A 21,751-nucleotide genomic window follows, 5' to 3' on the forward strand; every position below is an offset into this window, starting at 1 on the left:
TGCAATTTAATTACCTTGTCTAATAATTTTCATTTAAATATGACTCAACCGAAACCTAATTCAACCAGGCCTACATATTCTAAACAAGACCTGACAATCATTCAATATTTTCTTGCTTTTCAACTTTTAAACATGATTTTATGGAGCTTTATTGCCGAAAAATATTATGGGTTAGCATGGTCATCGGTTGTGTTATCAATCGCATTATTATTATTTTTCGTTGGTAAAAACACAAGATTCAGGTCGTTACTCCGAGCTATTTCAATTCTAATATTCTTTCATATGTTGGTTTTTCCTTGGATTTATTTAACAATAATAACAGTTAATCCAAATGCAATTGTAATTGATAATGATATATTTAGCAGCGTAAACTCTCAACTTAAAGCAGATATCAAAGAAAATTACCGGCCTGAAGAAATCGAGCGAAGTTTAGATATGTTAAACAGAATGGATAGCAGTAAGGAGATTAAAAATTTTAAGCTTGATTGGCTAATTTCAGGAAACTTATACTTTATAGATGGGTATGCACTAAAAATCACAAACTCAGAAATCCCTGAAAGAAATTGGAGTAACCTGACAATATATGACAAGTCTGGGCGCTTGATAGAGGACTTCGGCTTTAAGAACTATGATTTTTTATCTGGCGATATCGATGACGGAACATTACACGACTTATTAAGTAAAATGATCAATGATACCAAATCGAAGCAAAAGAGTTATTTGTCAGAAACTTTAAAGATAAAGAACAAAGAGATTTGGACATACGACCGGATACTACCTTACTCAATAAATATTTTCAATTCAAAAACGATAAAGCCAATTTCCGGCTTCGCCAATATATTGGTGTTCTTACATCAGATATTTGTAGTGGTATTAACTCTTGGGACTATCGCCGCATTAACTCGAGACATCTTGATGAAAAAGTGATACCTATTAATCACAGGCAATATTAATTACTGTTTTCTGGCAATATAAGATCCGAATTATTGTTCCTCACGTTGTTCACGTCCTTGCTAACCCTATGTAAATCCATTTCAACTTCAGGAAACGGATCGCACAGCGACATAATATCGCTTATTGGTACTCCTCCCTTTAGCCAAATAGATTCCTCCTCTTTAGATAATATTACTGGCATCCGGTCATGAAACTGTCCGACCGTGCCATTGGGGGCCGTGGTCATTATCGTAAATGACTTGTACCATTCTTGTGACGCAGGATCTTTCCACCATGAGTAAAGGCCGGCAAAAGAAAATGTCGGCCTTTCCGGCAAAAAGAATCGGTATGGTAGCTTTTCTTTGCCTACAGTTTCCCATTCGTAAAACGAGTTGACAAGTACCAGGCATCGCTTATTCTTTTCGATCAACGGCTTAAATGACGGCTTCTCCAATGCAGACTCGCTTCGAGCGTTCAATAATGAATAACCTACTTTTTTATCCTTTGCCCAATGTGGCACCAGGCCGAAGTGATATTGTTGAATAATGTCGGGATGATCAGCTGTTATAACACAGGCTTTGTTAGTTGGAGCAATATTCCAGTTACGAACATATTCCTCTTGCATTTTGGCGGCATAGGCCTGTTCAATTTCTTTTTCTGAGGCCTCTAGGACGTAGCGTGCGCACATATTAATCGTAATGGCTTTCTATTTTGTTAACGATCTGGTCAAAAATATCTGAAGGCAACGTTTCACCTTCGCTTTGTTCCCAGTCTTCCCAGTGCTGGATTACCGCGGCAAACTTTCCATTAAGTTCGATCCCAAAATGACCTTCATTGTCGGTTACCCGGATGTGATACTGTTTGCCTTCTGAAGTAATCTCAAAAGCAAAAGAATCTATCGGCTCATGTTTATGGATATAGTCCACGATCTGCTCCTGCTCAGCCACTGAAAACTCCCCGCCGCAAAATTCCCAGTCAAACTGCTCATCAATTTTAAAAGCTACCTGGCAGACTTCACCAGGTTGATCAATGGTCGTTTTGGAGATATCATACACATGAGTAAAATATCTGCCTTCTGGGCCATCTTCAAATTGAGGTTCTATAGTTAATGTTAAAGTGCTGCCGTCATCCCGTAGCAGGTCGACCGTTCCTATGTTTATCATAGTATGTTTTAATTTCAAGACAAGCAAGTTATAATAATGTTCTTAAAATTCAAATATTACTAATTGTCCTATCAATCCTTTGATTAAAAAGATTGGTCATTTTCTAAACCCGGTTAGTAAGTGTGCAAACTTTATCAACCCGGCCCTTACGGGTAAATTCGTGGCATATCGCAAGGTGTAGACGCGTAATTAACGGATTCAACTTAGCAAAAACACACAACCCACAAATTTATTATGTCACTTAAAATCAAAATCGCAGCACGACTGAAGGTTAAAGCCGCAGGAGTGAACTTATCACAAAAACGTATTGACGCAATTGTTACCCGGGCAGAAAAGGGGCTCACTGATGAATCAGATGATGCCGCGATTGACGCCAACCTGGACACTATCAACGACCTTACTCCATTTAAGGAAATAGCAGCTTATGATGATCACCAGAGGGCAAAAGAAGCAAAAGACAAAGCTGATAGGGAAAAAGCTGACAAAGAAGCGGCTGAAAAAGCAGCTAAAGGTGAGCCGGCAGAATTGCCTGCTGACACCCCGGAATGGATGAAAACATTCATGAAGCAGCAAGCCGAACAAAATAAGCTTTTGCGAGATGAAATCACGTCAATTAAAGGTGAGAAAGTGGCAAATACCCGCAGGGATCAGTTCATTAAATCAATGGAAGGTACTTCCAAAGAATACCAGGCAAAAGAGTTGAAGAAATTCGACAGGATCACATTTAAGGACGACGAGGACTTTAACACTTTTCTTGAAGATACCAAAGATGATCATGCCAGCGCGATTCAGGAAGATGCAAACGGTGGTTTAGGTGGTGACAGACCAGCGGGCAGCGGTGGGGATAGTATATCAAAAAACAAAGACAAGGCATCACAAGCAGAATTGGATGCCGCATTTCCAAACTTTAAACTTTAAATAAATGGCAGTAGTTGTTGATTTAGTGGATAAAGGAGTTCAGGTTAATAGCTCGCTTGATAGCATTGTTATTATCAAAAACGACTTTTCAATCCCGGGCGGCAAGTCACTTGATGTGACTGGTTACGCATTTGACGTGTTGCAGGCAGGGCACGTCATTATAAAAGAAACTGCTACAGGTAATTATAAGCCAATGCCTGCAACAGAATTGGCTCCTGCTGGTGTTGCTACTTTAGGTAGTGTAACTGCCGGCGCTGGTTATACTAACGGTACTTATGAAAATGTACCCCTGTCAGGAGGCACAGGCAAAGGTGCTCTTGCTACTGTTGTAGTAGCTTCAACAGTTGTTTCTACTGTGACTATAACCAAAGCAGGGCAGGATTATACTGCAGGCGATGTGTTAAGCATCCCAGGCGCATATGCGGGTGGTACCGGCTCAGGCGCTTCAGTACCTGTAGCTACAGTTGCAGATATAGCGGCGGCTTACGGTTCATTGCCATCAGGGCACACTTATGCAGGCATTCTGGTAGCTACAATTTTAACCAAACGGCCTTTCGCAGGTGTAATGCTTGAGGGTTGGGTGAATGAAAATGCTTCTCCATTCCCTATATCTGGTATTAAATCGGCGTTCCTGACCGCGACTAACAACCTTATTAAATTCAGAGGAGACTTATCATAATGGAACAATCAAAATTTATTAAGTACATCCAAAAGTACTTTACCGGTTTTGTGGCATTGGTCACAAAAACCATTAACGGCAAGGATGCGCCATTAACTTACTTGTACAAGACCATGCTTACACCAAAGCAGTCTGTTGACGGTAAATGGACATCAATAACTGCCGATAACCAAAACGTTGCTGCAGATGTTGTGGCAATGGATAGCCCGCTGCCTCTGAAAACACGGCCGGCAATAGCCACTGCTTCAGGAGATATCCCTAAACTGGGTATGGAAATGAAGATGAACGAAAATCAGCTAGATCAGTTAGATACGCTGATTGCCAAAAACGCTGATATTTCAGACATTGTCAGTGAGCTATTTGACGATACTAAACGCGGTCTTATTGGTGTAGAAGAGCAAACAGAATATCTTTTTCTTAAAGGCCTATCATCCGGTATTGCTTTAACTGATACAGATAACGTTGGTACAGGCGTGAGAGTGAATTATGGGTACCTGGATGCCAATAAGGGCGGAGCTGCTGTATTGTGGTCTGATGTGACTAATTCAACTCCGATTACAGATATCAATAACATGATTTCTAAAGCTTCTGACGCAGGCAAAACAGTAGGTTATCTGATGATGGATAAGGTAACATTTAACCTTGCACGTAAATCAAAAGAAACAGCTGGCCTTTATGCTATTAGTATTGGCAACTTTGGTACTACCCAACCTACGCCGACCTATAAGCAATTTTTGGAATACTGGCAGGATGAAACCGGGTTGCAGTTCACCATTGTCGATCGTTCCGTAAAATTCGAAAAAGACGGCGTTAAGAAAACTGTTAAGGCCTGGGATGAAGGTAAAGTAATCCTGTTGACCGATAACAATGTTGGTAATCTGGTTTGGAAAAAGGTTGTTGAAGATAGCCACAGATCTCAGGCAATCACCTATGCTAATGGCGAATTAGGCACCCTTGTGTCAAAGTACGTTACCCACAAGCCATTCGGTGAGTGGACAGATGTACAGGCCCGCCGAGTGCCGGTTATAAATGGCGTTGACCAGGTATTCCAGTTAGACACTAAAGTAGTTCAGGCCTAATGGAAAACTTCAATAAGAACTCACTGAAAGCGGCCGTAAAGGTTTACGGTCCGCTTCACTCAGCCGGCAAGGCCGAAACTGAAGTGAAAGAAGCATTGGCCTCAGATGAAAAGGGGTATACACCTGAGCAGATCGATGAGATCTACAAAGCTATTGCCATGCCGGAGGAAAACGATGAACCAAAGGGCGAGCTATTGACAGCAGAAACTCCTGAATGGGTTGAGCAGTTATTGGCATCTAACCAAGCGCTGCTTGAATCGAATCAAAGCGTTGTCAACGCTGTTGCGGAATTTAAAGAAGCAGCAGTTGACTTCCTAAAGTCGGGTGGCTATGGCCATGATAAGCAACAAGCTAAAAAAAGCGAACCTTTCGACAAAGAAGCCGATTACGAAGTAGCTGAAGGTAAATCTTTCCGCGATTATAAAGACTTTACAAAGGAGTACACTTCAGGCCAAGATGTAAGCCATTTACCTGTAGAAGTATTGGAACGCTTACATGCTAACGGCTTGATCACAGAAGCATAACTATGACCATAAAAGAAGCCCTAACCAGTACGATAAACTTCCCCTTGCCGGATGCTGCGATCGAGAAAGCGTTAATTGATGGAGATTTGGATGGATCAGCCATTTACGCTAAGTGTGATGCAAGGGCTGTAGGCTTATGTATGGCAGGGCTTCTTTTTACGCTGATCACCAGTGCCAATGTAACTGAGGATGATGTCAATATCAATCTGCCATCCCGGGATGTATTGATGAAGTTATACTCTGCAATTTGTAAACAATGGGGTATCCCCGATACACTTGCGCCGGCAAAGCCGACTGTTAAAAAGATAGCGTTTTGGTAACAAGGCCACATATTATGAATTGGGTAACAGCTGGTACTCCTGCAGGTGAAGATCCTACTACAGGGTATCCTTTGCCTCCAATACCTGGTGAGCCAAAATCAGTATCATGCCGGTTTCATTTGGGTGGTACACGGATCTTTAAAAATCAGGATAGCGTCGAAGTTAATCAGATAGGCAGGATCAGGCTTGATGCAGGAATTGAGTTGCCAGATGTTGGCCAAATGATAGAGGTAGTAGGGCAGTTTACCGGCAAAGTGCAAGACGTTTACAGGGGCCAATTAAGTAGTAGGATCGATGTTTAGCATTACCGCGAATTTTAACCCAGGCGATGTTTCAAGCTACATTCAGCAGGAAACTGATAAATGGTTTAGCTCATTGATTGAACCGTTCAGGGTCACTGGCCGGGATCTGGTTGACAGGGCTCGCGCGCAGACTAAAGCAATCGGCGGATGGGGTAACATCACATGGAACTTGCGGTCATCTATTGGGTACCTGATCATGTATAACGGCGAAGTAGTTGAAACTTATTTCCCGGTTCTTGAAACCGGTGCGGAAGGCTCTGAAACCGGCGAGAACTATGCAAGGGAAATAGCGCTACTGGTTAACGAAGGCGAAGGTGTTCAACTAGTGATAGTTGCAGGTATGGAGTATGCCCTTTTGGTGGAGCGTCAAGGAATGCCAGGCAGTTACGGCCAGAAGGATGTTATTACGCATGTGGTTGGTGACAATATTGGGGACGCACTAAATAAACTCCTAAAATGAAAACCGCTTTTGATATGGGTACCGATGTTAGGTCTTTGATTAACGTTCCTGCAATTATATCGCTGCTGGAAGGAGGTAAGATCTATCCGGATGTTAGGCCAGCCGGCAGGTCAGAGAAAATTGATATCGTGGTTAATACTTTGGGTATTAATAACAACCAATTTCAGAAAGGCACGCCCAACATTAATGTGTATGTGCCATCGATTAAGACAACACAGGAAGATGGTACTGTACAGTACTTGCCTAATCAAAGCAAGTTATCGGCCATAGCTAAAGCGATCCTTCCATTAGTTGATGCCCAATGGAAAACAAGTTTCAGAACAGAGGTTACCGATCCGGGCACGCTGCTAAGAGACGCTGATGGCAATTGGTTTATAAGCATGCAGTTGGGATACGAATCCTACAACAAACAATTTAATAACTATTAAAAACCGCCCACGGGCATAAAACAAAAATAGCAATATGGAAACATTCGTAATGAAAGGCGTTGACAAGGCCGAGTGGGGAACCGGTGATCGCTACGGTAACGTAACTGATTGGACCCAGGTAGAAAACCTGCAGCCTGATTCAATCACGCGCACTAAAAACAATGGTACCTTAGCCGGTTTCACTCCGGAGGATAAGGATGCGCCATTATTCACAATTTACACCCCTGCCGAAACACCTGGCACTATCGCCATTGGCTTAGCCGAGCAGAGCCCTGTGAACATGCAGAAGCTGTTCAATACGGTTTGGGATGCTGCTACCAGCACCATTGTAGTATTGGCAAAAGAAAAGGTTGCTAACCTTGCAATCCGATTAACCAGTCGCCCGGTAAACGGCCGCAGGTCAATCATTACCTACTATTACATTGATGCTTTAACCGGTTATTCAAACAACATCGCTAAAGGTGTGAATGAGGCGCTGGCCATTACTGGTACTATTAAACCATACCTATACTTAGGGCAGGAAGCTATTTATACACAACAGTGGGTTAATGAAGACGGTTCATTGATCAATAGCACTCCTGCTACAGTATCTGCCGGCGCAAACAGTACAACCAGCACCTCTACTAAAGCTTTAACTGGTACCGCAACAGCGGCTGGCGGTAAAACCATCATCCAGCAGTACTGGACACAGGTTTCAGGTCCAAATACCGCAACAATGACTGCGCCAACCGCATTATCTAATACTGTAGGTGGCTTGGTAACCGGCGTGTATGTGTTTAAGCTGACTGTTGTTGACAGCGCGGGCGTGGAAACATCTGCTACCACTCAGGTAACTGCAACTGTATCATAATTAAACACAGATTAATAGATATAAAAGGCCTCGCTTGTCATTAGGCGAGGCCTTTTTGATAACCACATATTTCTATGACCGAAATAGAAGAAAATAATATCATTTCCGGCGCTGTCGATACTTTGACAGGCAAGTTGCTCTACAAGTTCACAGTGAAGGTGAGGCATATTGAGGCTATGAAAATCAAGCCCCCAACTTTGTGGGATAGGATTAGAGGTATCAATGGAGAAGTGGAGGCACTCCCCGAATTAGAGCGCTCATTTGAGATATGGCCATGTGTCGCAGTTAACCAATACAGGATCGCTGGTGTGGCAGTTACGCTTCCATCTGAGTTATTTGAAAACTCTACTGATATGCTGGCATTTGTGCCTGAGCACCTCCCTAAAATGATTTACATCATAGCGGCGGCAGTTCAAAACGATTACAGGGAGCCGGATCCTGAGCTGATTCAGTTCTTCGAGCGTAACCTGGATAACATCGATATCGTGCAGATCCTGAGCGCATCATTACAAGCTGCTAACATGCAGTCTTTTTTGACTTCTATTGTCTTAATGAACGGGGTAGCAAAGATCCTAAAACCAAAGACAAGTCCAGCGGACGGGAGCGAGTAGATAGCCTCCCACACAGTACAATAGGGAGTGCTATGAAATATTTCAGATGGCCTCCCGACTTCATCAATACAATGACTTGGGCAAACTTCACCTTATATGTGGCTTCCATACCAAAATTTGATGATGAGGTGAAAGATGAGAAGCCGAAACTGAAGGAAATGAACATAGAACAATGGTGTTAATATGGATAAGTTAGGACAATACATACTTAAAAAAGCCAAAATAGCTGGTATTTGTGATGAGTGGGCAGGTTTAGTTGGCAGCACAGATAGTGTTGATGAACTGCTTCAACTTTATAAGAAAGGGATTGATTTCTGCTTAGAGAAAAATTTCCCATCAAATAAAGATCTGTTGAGGCTTGGCGGCAACCGGCTAACGCTCCACGGAATTTATATAGACAAAGATGTAACCGCATGCAAAGGCGACTTCATCGTACTGCTTGGTGGCAGCTCGGCCAAGGTAGAGATTGACGGATACGAGGCCAGTCAATTATTTGTTAAACATTCCTCAAAAGCTAAAATCAGCGTGTATGATAATGCCTTCGTGGTGATTGATTGCTTTGATAATGCTGTTTTGGATATCACAGCATCAGGAAATAGCAAAGTTATGGTCAACGTGTACCAGTATGCCCAGGTAACCCACAATGCCAAGGACAATTCCATCATCAAGGTCGTTCATAAAAACAAAAAATCTTACTAATGAGCAACACAGGACAGGCTGGGCCATTAAATTTTACTGCTAAGCTCGATATTAATCAGGCAAAGAAAAATGCAGAGGAACTGAAAAAGACTTTGTCGGATCTTGCTGTTACTACTCTTGGCATTACTAAATTATCTGACTCTCAAAAATCAGCAGTTGATGCTCTGACGGATGCTGTAAAGGCTAATACTGATGCGAGGAAAAAACAGGTATCTGTTGACAACAACGCGGGAAAGGCACTAACAGAATATCAAAAAAAACAACTTGAGTTAAGGAAAATCTTAATTGATGCTCAGGCGACATCGGAAGATCTTCGACGCAAAAATTTAGAACTCGATGCCAGTTACAAAGCTGGTAAAATAACAGCTCAGGAGTTGGCTGCAGCGGAAAAGCAAGCCCGTAAAGATAGACTTGCCCTTGCTGAAGCAACAAAGGCAGCGAGGCAGGCTCAAGTAGCCGCTATAGGTAGCTATGATGAGGCAAACGCCAGGCTAAAGGAGTTGGGTAGATCGATCAAATCGGCAGCGGGTGGATTTGATTCAACTAATCCTATCATCAGGGCACAAATAGCTGAATACAACAAGCTTAATCAATCTCTTAAAGACTTTGATGACCTGATGGGAAATCATCAACGCCATGTCGGGGATTATAAACGTGCATTAAGCGGTGTTGGGGATGACCTAAAGGCATTGGCGTTGAATTATTTATCTCTATATGGCGCTTTAGCTGCTGTTACTTATGAGATAAAACTTAACGCGGAGATCTCCGATAGTTTATCTGATGTAAGGAGGACGGCAGGCCTAACAGCTGACGAAGTTAATGATCTTGCGGAAGCTTTAAAGAAGATTGATACCAGAACTTCATTGAAGGGATTACTTGAAATAGCAACCATTGGTGGCCAATTGGGTATTTCGAAAGATCAGTTAGGCGGTTTTACTAAGGCTGTAGATGAACTAGCTGTATCATTGAGTGGGGAGCTTCAGGGCGGCGCAGAGGGCATTGCTAAATCACTTGGAGTATTGGACAATGTTTTTGGTGTAACTAAAAGTAATGCCGGGGACGTTGAAAAATCATACAACCAAATAGGGTCTGCTATTTTGGGATTGGGACAATCGGGTTTAGCCACCGGTGATTTCTTAACTGATTTTGGTGAACGCGTTGGCGGTTTGGCTAAACAGGCTAAATTATCTCTACCTATTATTTTGTCATACGGTGCAGTTTTACAAGAAAATGGTGTTAGCGCTGAGGTGGCCGGATCATCGTTTAAAAGACTCTTATCATCGTTGACCACTAACAGAACAAAATTTTTCGCCATAGCTCAGCTGGCAGATGCTAATCTTACGCTTAATGAATTTACTAGAATCATTAATACCGATACAAAGCGAGCATTGGATTTGTTCTTTGCTGGGCTTGAAAAGGGAGGAACAACAACAACCTCTTTTAATGATATACTTAAATCTTTAAAACTGACCGGGCCTGGTGTTTCTCAAACAATTGCTGCCCTGGCTGGACATCAGCTGGATTTAAATGAGCATATTCAGGAAGCCATAAAATATTACAACGATGGCGCTTTATCGGCTGAGCAATTTGAAATCAAAAACGATAACCTTGCCGGCTCGGTATCGAAATTGAGCAATGAGTTTGATAATGCTTTGCAAGGTGATGGAGTTGGGAAATTCTTTAAAAACATTGTTGATGGCGCGAGGTATGCACTGATAGAAATTGACAAGTTATTTAAAAGCAGATCTCTGGCTGAGCTATCGGCAAGAGTATTCACTTTCGATGCATCTTTCTACGACAAAAAAAATTATATATCTGATAATTTCAATGCGAGTAAAACTGTAGGTGACGATTTCGGCAAAAACAGTAATCCTACTGGCGCAAGCCGGCCTATTGTAGTTTCGGCATTGGCCGACAAGCCTGTAAAAGAATTGAGCGATATGGTATCCCAATATAAAAAAGCTGCTCAACAAGCTGCAACAGCTTTGATATCATATCAAAAAGGGATTGATTCGGGTGATTTGAAAGATGGCGGCGATATCTCTTTGGATGCTGCTAAAAAGAACTACACCAACCTTAAAAATGTATTAGGTATAGTGAGAGATGCCTACGATCAGGCTAAAAGCAAATCTAAAGAAGCTGCTAAGGGACAGATTCAAGATGCAAAAGAGATAGCTGATAGCGAACTCAAAACAGCGGATGCTATCCGGGCAAGGATAAAAGAATTGCAGAATGATGCATTAGCTAATCCAGCGAACAAGGCAGCCGATGTAAAGCGCATTCAGGACTTGAAAGAAACTTTGCGATCTGTTGCCGGTAATCCTGAATCTGAAAGTAAGGTTAAGTCAGAACTAAAGGCGCGGAATGACTTACAGAGCCGTATCGACGAGCTCACTAAAAAAGGCATCGATAAGCAGTTGTCATCAGACGAGCAGGAGGTTGAATCGGTAAAGGATAAGTATAAAAAGATGCTTGACGCAGTTAAGGCTTTCAACAATGATCCCGAAAATAAAAAGAAGGGATTAAAGGTTGATGGTAGTGGCCTTGCGTATGCACAGGATAGGGCTGTTACTGCTGTAGAGGACAAGCAGGCTGCAGATAAATTGAAGGTGACCTTTGACCAGCAGAAAAAGCTTTACGATGACTACGAGGCTTATAAATTGAAGGTTGGCAAAGAGAATGCTGATAAGTATTATGCAGATCAGATCGATACTGACAAGACTTACATTGAATACCTTAAAGCCAAAAGGCAGGAGCTTGCTAATGCTGACTCTAAATCAAAAGGAGGCTCTGATGTTGACAATGCCGCTGTTCAGGAGCAACTTAAAGTTGTAGATAAGGAAATCGCTGAGGAGATCATAGCCAATAAAAAGAAGGATTCTGAAATCTACGCTAATTCTTATCAAGCCGCTTTAACCAATGCTCAGGCTTTGCTTGAGATAGAAACTGATTATCAAATAAAGGTTAAGGCCTTGGGCGAAAATGCTTCTCAGGAGCAGATTGATAACTTAAAAAGGCAACGTGATCAGCGTATCAAAAACGAAAATGAATCCAATGCCGATCAGTTATCTGGTTATGCTGATCTGTTGGAACAGATTGACGGGTTGACGAGGGAGCAAGCGATATCAGAACTTGAGCAGGCTAAAGATAAATATACTAAGCAGTATAAGGATGGCGCCATAAAGGCTAAGTTTTACTTCGACAGAATCAGAGAAATAAATTCAAGGGTAGATCAGTATACTAGAGATGGCATTTTTAGCGGCTTATCAAATGCGATAAAAAATTATAAAGAAGCTAAGAAAGCTTTTGATAATGCATCCGGTGACACAGGCAAGAAGATTGCCGTAGAAGATGCCCGCGCAGATTTATTCAATAAAATAGCAGAAGGCGCTGAAGTTGCTGCACAAGCAGTTCAGGGGGTAGGCGAAGTTTTCGACAGTCTTGGTGTAGGTGGTGATAAACTGCAAACTACACTTAAAAGCGTTTCAGGTATGGTTTCCGGCGCTGGCCAGTTTGCAAAGGGGTATGCAACCGGTAACCCGATAGATATGATATCTGGATCGGTTAAGTTCCTTACCTCTGCAATTAGCCTTTTTAGCCATAAAGATGCCGACCTCCAAAAGAAGATTGACGGATACAAAAAGGAACTTGACCAATTGGGTGCGGCTTATAAGCAATTAGATCAGCAGGTTAAGAACGCCGTAGGGGAAGACATTTATACTGATCAGGCTGCCCAGATAAAAAACCTTCAACAGCAGCAAATCAAGTTGACTCAGATGAGGGATGCTGAAGCTCAAAAGAAAAAGGCGGATCAGGGCAAAATAGATGATTACAACAATCAGATATCGGATATTCCGAACAAGATTGATGATATCAATAAAGCGATTAGTCAGAACCTTATTCAAACCACTTTCAAGGACCTCTCTAAAAGTTTATCAGATGCGTTTTCAGAAGCATTTGCATCGGGAGAAGATTCTGCCGGAAGGTTTGAGGATGTATTCAACCAGGTAATTGCTAACGCGGTTAAAAATAGCTTGCAATTAAAATTGCTTGATCCAATCATCAGCGATTTTACTGATGACCTTACTCAGTATGCAAAAGATCACGATAACAGTGTCATTGGCTTCGACTTCGACACCTGGAAGAAAGCGATTAAAGAAAAAGGCGATCTGTATACCCAAGGGTTAGAAGCAATCAAAGATTATCTTCCGGATCCTAATGATAGTAGCAGTTCATCTGCAAAGGGACAAATAGAAGCATCTATAACAGAAGATACAGCAACCCGGCTATATGGTGTATTTGCCGGAACTCAAACCGGAGTATTACAAGTTAGGGATGAAATGAAGTCCCTTAGTGCAAGTTTGGCGCAATCGTTTCTTTTAGCAAGGGATCACTTGAATGTAACAGTCCAGATTGAAGCTAACACCCGCCGCGGAGCTGACAATACTGATGGCCTGATACCAGCCCTGAAGGAAATTATTAATAACACCAAATCTACCAACTCATTAAGAGGATCTGGACTGCAATAGCACTTACCAACCCGTTGCAGTAAATAACGGGTTGGTATTATACCTAACTCCTCAAAGTAACTTTGAAAAGTAACGCCAAAGCCGGGAATGATTAGCAAAATAAATGGATACGACTTATATCTGGCATTTGGCATAGTGCTCAATAATGACCGGTCTACTGCCAACAGCTTTGAGGTACCTAATGATGTGAATCCTGTCTTTTCGCACGCTTGGGAAGATGGCGTAATTGAGTATGACCTCGACGCAACTCCAACGCTTGCCGCGAGAGTGTTCACCATTAGTGGATATATCGTCGTTGATAATGTGGATGACTACATGGCTACCAGAATGGCTTTGACCACTGTCATTTACCAAAACTATGTCACAGTAGAAGATGATGGTAAGCTGGGAATAAAGGTTAATGCAAGGCTTAAACCAGGCACCATCAAGTGGAACAGGAAATCAACACTTGATGGTATCAGACCTATTGTAGTAGAACTATCATTCCAATTAGATGAGGTACTTCAAAATGTGCCATATAAAGATGATGGACTGCCTGTAATAACTTATATGGTAGATAGTCAAGCCAGGTATTACAACACACAGGATAATAAATTTATGATTTTATAACAAAATGGCCAAAGTAGTTAAGACAAATGAATTACCGGTTATAACCGATCTTACAAATGCTAAAGTTATCGGGCTGTCAGCTACAGGAACTGATGCCCAATTCCCGTTGGCGCAAATAGTTCGTAATAATATAGGCTCTGTTAAAACAACTGATGCTGCACCTGTTGGGCCACTTTTAGGTCAGAGTGTTAAGCTTATTGGGAGTGGGGTACCTGGGTCCAATGCATCTGGCACATACACGAATCTGCTCAAAGCTGCAAGTACACCTATTGTTATACCATCGCCTGCCGCTGGCAACGGCATTTTTGAAGCGTTTGCTAAATGGAATGGGTCGTATTGGATTCCCGAATGGCAAGAATTGCCATTGCCTATTCAGGATATATCAGGACTTACTCCAAAAACTGATTTTAATGCTCTTTCGGCAAAACTACCGTTTGTGCCAAGCAAAAATTTATTTGATCAAACGCAGGTTATTGTAGGCAGCTTCGTGGCCGGGTCCAGTGGTAATATATCTACAGGGCTTGGAACTGGATATGCCATTTTCCCATTGACAGTTGCACCAGGACAAACATACACTATGTCAGGAACAATGGCCGGAACGGTAAACGGTGCCGTAAGGTATGAAGATGTTTCTGGTAATAAGCTAAGTTGGACGCAATACGGCGCTTCTTTACCATTTACATTTACCACTCCTGCAAATTGCGTGAAGGTTTATCTGGATGTTAAAAATAATGCAACTGTTGATTACAATACTATTCAGATTGAGCTTGGATCTTCAGCAACTGCATATGTGCCCTTTGCTCCGGTGCTGCCTAAATCTTCTTTGGATTTGTCTGGTTTGTTATCTCAATCTTCTGGGGATGCCAGGTACGTTGTGCCTGCTCAAACACGCAACCTGTTTTATGCAGCAAATGTTGTTATAGGAAGCTTCGTTTCGGGCGCCAGCGGTAACATTTCAACTGGATTGGGTTCAAACTACGCTTTGTATCCCATGGTAACTACCCCGTCTACTCAATACACATTATCAGGGAATATCACTTCGCCTACTTCAGGAGCAATAAGGTTTGAAGATGCTGCTGGTACTAAATTAAGCTGGGTTGCATGTGGTGCATTGCCTTTCACCTTTACAACACCTGCTAATTGTGTTAAAATTTATGTCGACGTAAAAAACAATGCTGCATCTGATTTTAGCACAATACAAATTGAAACCGGAGCTTCAGCAACAGCTTATACTGCTCCATTACTAATTAACTCGGCACTTTTAGATTTTACAGGACTGCAAGGTGCTAAATACTCAGGTCTTAAAATAGCTTATCTAACCGATAGTTTTGGCGGCTTTAATATTTATCAGGCCGTAGTAAATGGTATTCTAAAAACTTCGCATATTAATTTCTCGGTTGGCGGCTCATGTATAACCCCCGGATTTGAATCGTTGCCTAATGGCAGTTCAGACCAGCGTTTATCAGGGTTTGCCAGAGCAGATCAGTTAACGGCCGCAACTAAAGATGTTATTGTTTTACAAATGACTGTCAATGATGGTTATTATATGAATCAGTCAAACCCAAACAGTAACCCACTTTTGCCATCTCCACTACTGGGAACCATTAATGATACTCCTTTAGCAAGTATCCCGGCAGGTTATACCACTAACGGGGTCGGCGCAACAATAACTTATGCGAGCGCATTGAAAGGGATTTTCGTGAAAATTATGGCCAATAATCCAAACAATCCACTATTTATGGTGGGGCCAACACCACAGTTTATAAACGGGTTTGCAAGGTCTAAAGAATACAGCATGCAAGAGCCGTTCGCTATACTGGCGCAGCAAATATGTGCGTATTACGGCATCCCTTATGCAGACGCCTTCCATACTTTCGGCATCAATTACGAAAATAAAGCTGTAACAACGAGAGACAATATCCACCCGACTGATGCCTATTTTATACAGTATGGTAAAAAGGTAGCCGGATTTCTTAATGCTCAATAGTTATGTATCTCCCAATTTATTTAAATGGAGTAATTATATCACAACTTCCAGTTTATGACGATTTAGCCATAAACAGGGCGCTTATGGGGGTTGATGAGATCCCTGTACAGATAGAACTGCCAGGTACTCTTTACTGTCCCATAGGATCATATATTATATATAACAATTGGAAGTATACCGTTAACACCATTCCAAGCCCTACTGTTACAGGTGATGCTAATGGATTGAAGTATAAATATAGTATCGTATTCGAATCTCCATTTTATAAGCTGTACGATAAAAAATTCAAACATTTAAACAATAAGACTTTTGAGTTTTATGGTGATTTGGAAAGTCTTTGTTACCTTGTTGTAAGCAATATAAACGAGATAGATTCGGGATGGACAGTAGGTATTTGTGATGATCTTGGTAAAAAAACATTAAGTTTTGACAAACATACCTGCAGGACCGCGCTTGATACCATTGCTGAAGCTTTCGGATGTGAGTGGTATCCGAGCGGCATCGGAAAAACGATCAATTTTGTTAAGCAGGCAGGAAACTTAACAACGCTTGTGTTCCAATATGGCCGCGGTAAAGGTTTATATTCATTGGGATATGAATATCAGAATGATGAAAACATTGTCACCCGCGCCTTTGGCTATGGCAGTAGTAAGAACCTGCCTAAAAATTATAGGGATGGTGCCACACAACTCATGTTTGATGGCTATTATCTTGATAAAAACATATTGAAACCAGATGGTGTAACTCCATTATATGGGATCAAAGAGGGGGATTATGAAGATGAGGATATATTCCCATCGGTGGCAGGCGTTGTTTCTGGGCTTAGTGCTTACGATGCGGATAGTGGTGTATTTACAATAACAGATAGTGCACTTTCATTTAACCTCAATACTTATTTTTCACAGGACACTGCTAAAGTAACATTTACATCAGGCCAATTACAGGGGCAGGATTTTGAAATCCAGTCTTATGATAACACGGCAAAGACAATCAAAGTAAAAAAATCTCAGGACGCTGCCGGTAATACATTGCCGAACGAAACTGTAACAGCGGAAATTGGCGACACCTATACGCTTACTGATATGTACATGCCCGATGAGGTTGTAGCTGCAGCAGAAGATTTGCTCAAAACAAAAACACAAGAATGGCTGAATGAAAACTGTGTGCCAAGAGTTCTGTACACGCTTGAATTAGATCCTTTATATGCCAGAGATAACGGAATTATCTTAAAGCCAGGTGATCAGATTAGGGTAGTAGATAATGCTCTGGGCATTGATACTTTAATACGGACTACAAGTACAAGCTATCCCGTTATTTTCCCTGATATCATTACCCCTAATACAAAGATCAGTGCTACGATCGCAAATTTCATTCCTTACACCACTACTGAACGCGTAATATCAGACACCATCGATAATCAACATGATATTAAGATTGTCAATCGTACCAGTGCTGAAAGGGCCCGGGTGAATGCTTTAAATTTAAAAAAGCTACAAAGCAGGATCTTCAACCCAGATGGATCATTATTTACCGGTACTGATAGTTTGGTTGCAGGCATGGCCAGCTTCGGTTATGATTCTCAAAACTTCAATCTTAACAATGTAACTATATCCCCAAACGATGGAGCTGATCCTAATTCACTCAAGATATCTGCCGGAGATATGGTACATAGAATTTACAAAATTGAAGGGCTGGGGTATACCTGGATTATTTCTAACAATGAGTGGACCGGCCTTGATCCTGCTAAGTTTTATTATGTGTATGCCAAGTGTTCAAGGACCGCGCTCACCGGAACTTGGGAGATTTCTGAAACACCTGTTAACGCAGCTGATATACCAGGTTACTATGCTTTTAACGTTGGCATTTTATACGAGGTAAATACTGATGGATACCGAGATTTTGAGTTCACCAAAGGCATGACCTACATTGTGGGTGATCAGATCACCACCGGTAGGATTAAAGATATCACCGGGCAAAACTTTTTCGACCTGAATTCAGCACAGTTTAATCTTGGGGATGAGGATGCCGGGCTGGATTGGAATATTACCACTCCTGCTACCTTAACTATAAGGGGATTTACGGTAGCCAAAGTAGTACAGGTTGGTTCTGATGGTCAGATCAATGCTCGAATATCTGGGGTGACCGATGCAGGAGCCAATTCGATCAGGTTTGCAGCTGGCCCTGCCGATCAGTTTAAGGTTTTAGATAGTGGAAAGATGTTGGCTACCAATGCGGAAATATCAGGCGACATCACAGCCAGCACTGGTAAGATTGGGGAATTTAATATCTTAAATGGCTTCTTATCATTAAATAAAGAGCATCAAACAGGGGTATTCAACCAGGTTCTATTCGGGGATAACGTCCTTCCTGCTACATCTCCAAACCTGAAGGCGAATGGTGTTTTAAGGAATTTGGTTGAAAATAACGAAGCTGGCACAGGCAAGAACTACGCTCTTATCCTAGAAGCCGATAATGCCTATACAAATATTGCTTTAGAGGTGGTGAATGGTGATGTAAACCTTGGATCTGATGCACTTCAAACAAGAGGCCATACTGCAATTCCATTTTTAAATATTGTTTATAAAGGCGCAAGCGGAGACAATAGATATATGAAGTTTTCAAATGGTGTCTTGTACGAGGAGGGAAGCGGTACGGGAGGCCCTGAATAATTTACTAATACTGCGTGGTAAGACAAGTTAGGGCACTTAATGGGTCTTTAGGCCATAATTTTGATTTATAATAACACGCGCAACAATGAAATTACCTGATAAGTACGCTTGGTTAAACGAAGAAGGTGCTCCTGCAATGCTAGCAGAAGCCTTGAAGCACTATGGCACAATGGAGCATCCCGGTAAAGGTAGCAATCCTGACATTACCCAATGGGCTAAAGAAGTTGGCGTGAGTGGATGGTATACTGATGACGATATTCCATGGTGTGGATTATTTGTAGGCATTTGCGCGCTTAGGGCCAAGTATCCGTTCAGCGCCAACAAATTATTAGCTGCCAAAGAATGGGCCAATTATGGCGTTAAAGCTGACACGCCTAAGCTATGGGATATACTGGTGTTCCAGCGGCCAGGTGGCGGCCATGTGGGCTTTTATATTGGTGAGAACACTAATGCTTATTTAGTGTATGGGGGTAACCAATCCAATGCTGTCGGATTTGCTTGGATTGCAAAAGATAGGTGTATAGCCGCCCGCAGGCCTGCTTATAAATATGGGGTGCCTGGCAATGTTAGGAAAATAATTCTTACAGAAACCGGCGAATTGAGCAAAAATGAAGCATAATAATGGCAGAGCCAACAAGAAGGAATTTAGAGAACGCCAAGAAATTTTCATGGCAGTGGGCAGTTTATGTGCTGTTGGGGGTAATAAGCTTCTTGTATGGCCAAGTACTTCTTAAAGAAAAAAACAATGAAGACGTTTGGAAGGAGAGGGTTGCCAATCTAAGAGTGATTAATTCAAAAAAAGACAGCATCATATTAGATTGGCAATCTAAATATATCAATCTGTCAACAGAATTACTATATAAAAACAACATTATTGACCGGCAAAACAGGGTCATACAAAATACTGACAGCCTTGTGAGAAAGAAGTTTGAAAAACCGGCTAAACAAATTGTAAAAGCAAATGAATAGATTAACAAAAATTGTCATTGGCTTGCTCGTTGTGGGCCTGATTGTATCAATCCTCTATGCAAAACACGAACATTGGAGAGCTGAAAAAGCAGAAGTTCAGGCATCTACAAATCAAAATGTAGTTAGCCAGGCAGCTACTATTATCAACCATTACATAGATACCAGCAAACGCAACCATATTGTAATATCTGCCGGTCAAAATGTATTGCCTCAAAATTGGTATAAAAATGGCACTGCCATATCAGGAGGCCTGGTTGATACAGTAAGCGCGGCTCTTAACATTGCAAAAAAACAATTGCAGGAGGTTACTCAGATTGCGAGTGTCACTCAAGCAAAGCAGTTAAAAGCTGAGCGGACCATCGATAGTTTAAAACGACTTACCTACTATTACAAGGATAAATACTTGCAACTTGCATACCGTCCGGCTATTGCTGGCTCCGACACTTCTGACCACGGGCAATTCGACTACAAATACAATGACGAACTAAATGTAGTGCAGTACTGGAAGCGAGGTTGGATTTTAGGCGCTAAAAGAAGTTATATTGACATCTATTCAAGCGATCCGCGCACCACTATCAATGGTGTTAAAAGATTAGTTGTAAAGCAGAATGAGCCTACATTTGGATTAAGAGTGCAAGCAGTGAGTAATTACAGCCTATCCAGAAAAACTCTAAACATAGGTCCTGGTTTGCAATTTGATTTCAAGCGGTTCAGCGTGATAGGCACATATTATTATGATACTGATGCCAATTCATGGAGGCCGTCAATCGGCGCCAGGTACGATCTTGTCAGGTTTTGAACTGATTCCAAAGATGTCATCAGCAGCTTGATCGAGAGCATCTTCTTTCCGAATATCGTTTAAGTATTGCTGATGAATTGCGAGCGATGAATGACCCAAAAGCTCCATTGTCACCATGGGGTTATTAATTTTCTCAATGGCCATTTTTGCAAAAGTATGCCGGGCAATGTGTGACGAAAGCGGTTTTTTTATGCCGGCCATTTTAGCCAAAACTTTAAGATACCGATTAATAACAGAAGTGCAAACTTCTTTATGTTTTAATCGGGCGCGTTCGTTCTCAAATTTGCCGAACTTCCTGTCATACTCCCAGGTAAAGAAGGGGAACAGCCTCGAATGTCTGCCACGATACTTATCAATAATTTCAATAGCTGGCTGAATCAATTTAATAGACTGTGGCTTATCTGTTTTATCTGATCGGTATGAAAACTTACCATTGTCAAAATCCTTAGCGTAAGCCTGTAATAAATCTCCAACCCTGATGCCCCTTAAGTATACCTGCATCAAAAACAGATCTCTTGTTGCCGTTAACAAGTCGTCGTCGGGTAGTTGTAATCCCGCCAAAGCGCGAAACTCCTCAGTAGATAGTTTTTGCTTTAATGGCTTTTGTGTTGGAACTGTTACAGACTTAATTTCTTTACTTACACCTTTGTCAGAGTATCTCAATAGGATCCCTCGCATAAGCTTGATCTTTTTCTTAACAGTATTTCCATTGTTACCAAGCGCTGATAAGTTGTTGATCATCTTTTCAAACCACCGTTCATCTATATCTGACACTAATATTGACGTATCCGGAATTTGTTTTTGGATGGCCAGCATCTTGTCATAGTATCCAGATTTAAATTCCTTTTCCAGCCTGATTAATTCTGCATTAAAAGCATCTTGAAGCGTTACTGTTGATGTTTCTTTAAAAATCGATGACGCAACCTTATCACCGCTTTTAATATCATATAAATCATGTTCAGCCTTGACGTATTCCTCATTCAAGTAATGATTTATTCTGGCTGCATTCGATACTTTTGATTTAACCCTGTTTTTAATCGGGTCCCAATCTTCAGGTTTACACCGGGCCAGCACCTTACGCTTAACTTTTCTGTTGGTAATGTACTGCAGCATGATGGGGTGGGTACCATCTGAATAAGTCTTTTGTTTATAGAGCAATATTTTTAAACTAATCTGCATGGTGTAAACATTTATTTTATGCCTATTAAATCCAGTGTAAACAA

The 21,751-nt window shown here is 41.6% G+C and carries 22 protein-coding genes; 19 read left to right on the forward strand and 3 right to left on the reverse strand.

Annotation, left to right across the window (positions count from 1 at the left end; translation table 11 throughout):
* The first annotated feature begins 39 nt into the window (after positions 1 to 39).
* Complete coding sequence (locus DUL71_RS07720) at positions 40 to 927, forward strand: hypothetical protein (protein WP_114937567.1); 888 nt, start codon at positions 40 to 42, stop codon at positions 925 to 927.
* A 22-nt stretch (positions 928 to 949) separates the two neighbouring features.
* Here the strand turns inward: DUL71_RS07720 and DUL71_RS07725 are convergent, their stop codons facing one another.
* Together DUL71_RS07725 and DUL71_RS07730 are read right to left on the reverse strand one after the other, a co-directional pair.
* Positions 950 to 1,621: an SOS response-associated peptidase gene (locus tag DUL71_RS07725; protein WP_114937568.1), complete on the reverse strand. Its 672-nt coding sequence runs from the start codon at positions 1,619 to 1,621 to the stop codon at positions 950 to 952.
* Between the two features lies 1 nt (position 1,622).
* Positions 1,623 to 2,096, reverse strand: coding sequence for a hypothetical protein (locus DUL71_RS07730; RefSeq protein ID WP_154402345.1), 474 nt, complete (start codon positions 2,094 to 2,096; stop codon positions 1,623 to 1,625).
* 234 nt (positions 2,097 to 2,330) lie between these two features.
* On the opposite strand from DUL71_RS07730, the gene DUL71_RS07735 reads away from it, so the two are divergent.
* From DUL71_RS07735 to DUL71_RS07825, 18 genes are all read left to right on the forward strand, one after another.
* Positions 2,331 to 3,014 (forward strand): hypothetical protein, encoded by a 684-nt coding sequence (locus DUL71_RS07735; protein WP_114937570.1) that lies wholly within the window; start codon positions 2,331 to 2,333, stop codon positions 3,012 to 3,014.
* Between the two features lie 4 nt (positions 3,015 to 3,018).
* Entirely contained in the window at positions 3,019 to 3,693 is a 675-nt protein-coding gene (locus tag DUL71_RS32360) for a hypothetical protein (RefSeq protein ID WP_208645501.1), read from the forward strand.
* Entirely contained in the window at positions 3,693 to 4,772 is a 1,080-nt protein-coding gene (locus DUL71_RS07750; protein WP_114937571.1) for a hypothetical protein, read from the forward strand. The genes DUL71_RS32360 and DUL71_RS07750 overlap by 1 nt, the downstream gene beginning before the upstream one ends.
* Positions 4,772 to 5,296 carry a hypothetical protein gene (locus tag DUL71_RS07755; protein WP_114937572.1) on the forward strand — a complete coding sequence of 175 codons (525 nt, stop codon included), beginning with the start codon at positions 4,772 to 4,774 and terminating at the stop codon, positions 5,294 to 5,296. The genes DUL71_RS07750 and DUL71_RS07755 overlap by 1 nt, the downstream gene beginning before the upstream one ends.
* A gap of 2 nt (positions 5,297 to 5,298) precedes the next feature.
* Positions 5,299 to 5,616: a DUF6706 family protein gene (locus DUL71_RS07760; protein WP_114937573.1), complete on the forward strand. Its 318-nt coding sequence runs from the start codon at positions 5,299 to 5,301 to the stop codon at positions 5,614 to 5,616.
* A gap of 14 nt (positions 5,617 to 5,630) precedes the next feature.
* Positions 5,631 to 5,918 (forward strand): hypothetical protein, encoded by a 288-nt coding sequence (locus DUL71_RS07765; protein ID WP_114937574.1) that lies wholly within the window; start codon positions 5,631 to 5,633, stop codon positions 5,916 to 5,918.
* A complete protein-coding gene (locus DUL71_RS07770; RefSeq protein ID WP_114937575.1) occupies positions 5,911 to 6,378 on the forward strand; it encodes a hypothetical protein in 468 nt (155 codons plus the stop codon). Before DUL71_RS07765 ends, DUL71_RS07770 begins: the two co-directional genes overlap by 8 nt.
* A complete protein-coding gene (locus DUL71_RS07775) occupies positions 6,375 to 6,806 on the forward strand; it encodes a hypothetical protein (RefSeq protein ID WP_114937576.1) in 432 nt (143 codons plus the stop codon). The genes DUL71_RS07770 and DUL71_RS07775 overlap by 4 nt, the downstream gene beginning before the upstream one ends.
* 34 nt (positions 6,807 to 6,840) lie before the next feature.
* The gene (locus DUL71_RS07780; RefSeq protein WP_114937577.1) at positions 6,841 to 7,656 is read left to right on the forward strand and encodes a PKD domain-containing protein; all 816 of its coding nucleotides are present in this window, start codon (positions 6,841 to 6,843) and stop codon (positions 7,654 to 7,656) included.
* 74 nt (positions 7,657 to 7,730) lie between these two features.
* Positions 7,731 to 8,267 (forward strand): hypothetical protein, encoded by a 537-nt coding sequence (locus tag DUL71_RS07785; protein ID WP_114937578.1) that lies wholly within the window; start codon positions 7,731 to 7,733, stop codon positions 8,265 to 8,267.
* 183 nt (positions 8,268 to 8,450) lie between these two features.
* Positions 8,451 to 8,966: a hypothetical protein gene (locus DUL71_RS07790; RefSeq protein WP_114937579.1), complete on the forward strand. Its 516-nt coding sequence runs from the start codon at positions 8,451 to 8,453 to the stop codon at positions 8,964 to 8,966.
* The gene (locus tag DUL71_RS07795; RefSeq protein WP_114937580.1) at positions 8,966 to 13,495 is read left to right on the forward strand and encodes a phage tail tape measure protein; all 4,530 of its coding nucleotides are present in this window, start codon (positions 8,966 to 8,968) and stop codon (positions 13,493 to 13,495) included. Before DUL71_RS07790 ends, DUL71_RS07795 begins: the two co-directional genes overlap by 1 nt.
* An 87-nt stretch (positions 13,496 to 13,582) precedes the next feature.
* Complete coding sequence (locus DUL71_RS07800; RefSeq protein ID WP_114937581.1) at positions 13,583 to 14,104, forward strand: hypothetical protein; 522 nt, start codon at positions 13,583 to 13,585, stop codon at positions 14,102 to 14,104.
* 4 nt (positions 14,105 to 14,108) lie between these two features.
* Positions 14,109 to 16,091 (forward strand): SGNH/GDSL hydrolase family protein, encoded by a 1,983-nt coding sequence (locus tag DUL71_RS07805; RefSeq protein WP_114937582.1) that lies wholly within the window; start codon positions 14,109 to 14,111, stop codon positions 16,089 to 16,091.
* Between the two features lie 2 nt (positions 16,092 to 16,093).
* The gene (locus DUL71_RS07810; protein ID WP_114937583.1) at positions 16,094 to 18,760 is read left to right on the forward strand and encodes a phage tail protein; all 2,667 of its coding nucleotides are present in this window, start codon (positions 16,094 to 16,096) and stop codon (positions 18,758 to 18,760) included.
* A gap of 85 nt (positions 18,761 to 18,845) precedes the next feature.
* Complete coding sequence (locus DUL71_RS07815) at positions 18,846 to 19,379, forward strand: TIGR02594 family protein (protein WP_114937584.1); 534 nt, start codon at positions 18,846 to 18,848, stop codon at positions 19,377 to 19,379.
* 2 nt (positions 19,380 to 19,381) lie between these two features.
* The gene (locus tag DUL71_RS07820) at positions 19,382 to 19,729 is read left to right on the forward strand and encodes a hypothetical protein (protein WP_114937585.1); all 348 of its coding nucleotides are present in this window, start codon (positions 19,382 to 19,384) and stop codon (positions 19,727 to 19,729) included.
* Positions 19,722 to 20,528 (forward strand): hypothetical protein, encoded by an 807-nt coding sequence (locus DUL71_RS07825; protein ID WP_114937586.1) that lies wholly within the window; start codon positions 19,722 to 19,724, stop codon positions 20,526 to 20,528. The genes DUL71_RS07820 and DUL71_RS07825 overlap by 8 nt, the downstream gene beginning before the upstream one ends.
* Here the strand turns inward: DUL71_RS07825 and DUL71_RS07830 are convergent.
* Complete coding sequence (locus tag DUL71_RS07830; RefSeq protein ID WP_114937587.1) at positions 20,493 to 21,707, reverse strand: tyrosine-type recombinase/integrase; 1,215 nt, start codon at positions 21,705 to 21,707, stop codon at positions 20,493 to 20,495. The two genes, DUL71_RS07825 and DUL71_RS07830, sit on opposite strands and share 36 nt — an antisense overlap.
* Positions 21,708 to 21,751: the final 44 nt, after the last annotated feature.

Origin of the sequence: Mucilaginibacter endophyticus (assembly GCF_003351025.1) — a bacterium.
GTDB classification, from domain to species: domain Bacteria; phylum Bacteroidota; class Bacteroidia; order Sphingobacteriales; family Sphingobacteriaceae; genus Mucilaginibacter; species Mucilaginibacter endophyticus.

Coding starts and splice junctions, on each gene's coding strand:
- DUL71_RS07730 (WP_154402345.1), bottom strand. CDS start 2,096: ATGATAAACATAGGAACGGTCGACCTGCTACGGGATGACGGCAGCACT.
- DUL71_RS07750 (WP_114937571.1), top strand. CDS start 3,693: ATGGAACAATCAAAATTTATTAAGTACATCCAAAAGTACTTTACCGGT.
- DUL71_RS07775 (WP_114937576.1), top strand. CDS start 6,375: ATGAAAACCGCTTTTGATATGGGTACCGATGTTAGGTCTTTGATTAAC.
- DUL71_RS07805 (WP_114937582.1), top strand. CDS start 14,109: ATGGCCAAAGTAGTTAAGACAAATGAATTACCGGTTATAACCGATCTT.
- DUL71_RS07770 (WP_114937575.1), top strand. CDS start 5,911: ATGTTTAGCATTACCGCGAATTTTAACCCAGGCGATGTTTCAAGCTAC.
- DUL71_RS07790 (WP_114937579.1), top strand. CDS start 8,451: ATGGATAAGTTAGGACAATACATACTTAAAAAAGCCAAAATAGCTGGT.
- DUL71_RS07830 (WP_114937587.1), bottom strand. CDS start 21,707: ATGCAGATTAGTTTAAAAATATTGCTCTATAAACAAAAGACTTATTCA.
- DUL71_RS07725 (WP_114937568.1), bottom strand. CDS start 1,621: ATGTGCGCACGCTACGTCCTAGAGGCCTCAGAAAAAGAAATTGAACAG.
- DUL71_RS07755 (WP_114937572.1), top strand. CDS start 4,772: ATGGAAAACTTCAATAAGAACTCACTGAAAGCGGCCGTAAAGGTTTAC.
- DUL71_RS07735 (WP_114937570.1), top strand. CDS start 2,331: ATGTCACTTAAAATCAAAATCGCAGCACGACTGAAGGTTAAAGCCGCA.
- DUL71_RS07785 (WP_114937578.1), top strand. CDS start 7,731: ATGACCGAAATAGAAGAAAATAATATCATTTCCGGCGCTGTCGATACT.
- DUL71_RS07800 (WP_114937581.1), top strand. CDS start 13,583: ATGATTAGCAAAATAAATGGATACGACTTATATCTGGCATTTGGCATA.
- DUL71_RS07780 (WP_114937577.1), top strand. CDS start 6,841: ATGGAAACATTCGTAATGAAAGGCGTTGACAAGGCCGAGTGGGGAACC.
- DUL71_RS32360 (WP_208645501.1), top strand. CDS start 3,019: ATGGCAGTAGTTGTTGATTTAGTGGATAAAGGAGTTCAGGTTAATAGC.
- DUL71_RS07825 (WP_114937586.1), top strand. CDS start 19,722: ATGAATAGATTAACAAAAATTGTCATTGGCTTGCTCGTTGTGGGCCTG.
- DUL71_RS07810 (WP_114937583.1), top strand. CDS start 16,094: ATGTATCTCCCAATTTATTTAAATGGAGTAATTATATCACAACTTCCA.
- DUL71_RS07720 (WP_114937567.1), top strand. CDS start 40: ATGACTCAACCGAAACCTAATTCAACCAGGCCTACATATTCTAAACAA.
- DUL71_RS07815 (WP_114937584.1), top strand. CDS start 18,846: ATGAAATTACCTGATAAGTACGCTTGGTTAAACGAAGAAGGTGCTCCT.
- DUL71_RS07795 (WP_114937580.1), top strand. CDS start 8,966: ATGAGCAACACAGGACAGGCTGGGCCATTAAATTTTACTGCTAAGCTC.
- DUL71_RS07820 (WP_114937585.1), top strand. CDS start 19,382: ATGGCAGAGCCAACAAGAAGGAATTTAGAGAACGCCAAGAAATTTTCA.
- DUL71_RS07760 (WP_114937573.1), top strand. CDS start 5,299: ATGACCATAAAAGAAGCCCTAACCAGTACGATAAACTTCCCCTTGCCG.
- DUL71_RS07765 (WP_114937574.1), top strand. CDS start 5,631: ATGAATTGGGTAACAGCTGGTACTCCTGCAGGTGAAGATCCTACTACA.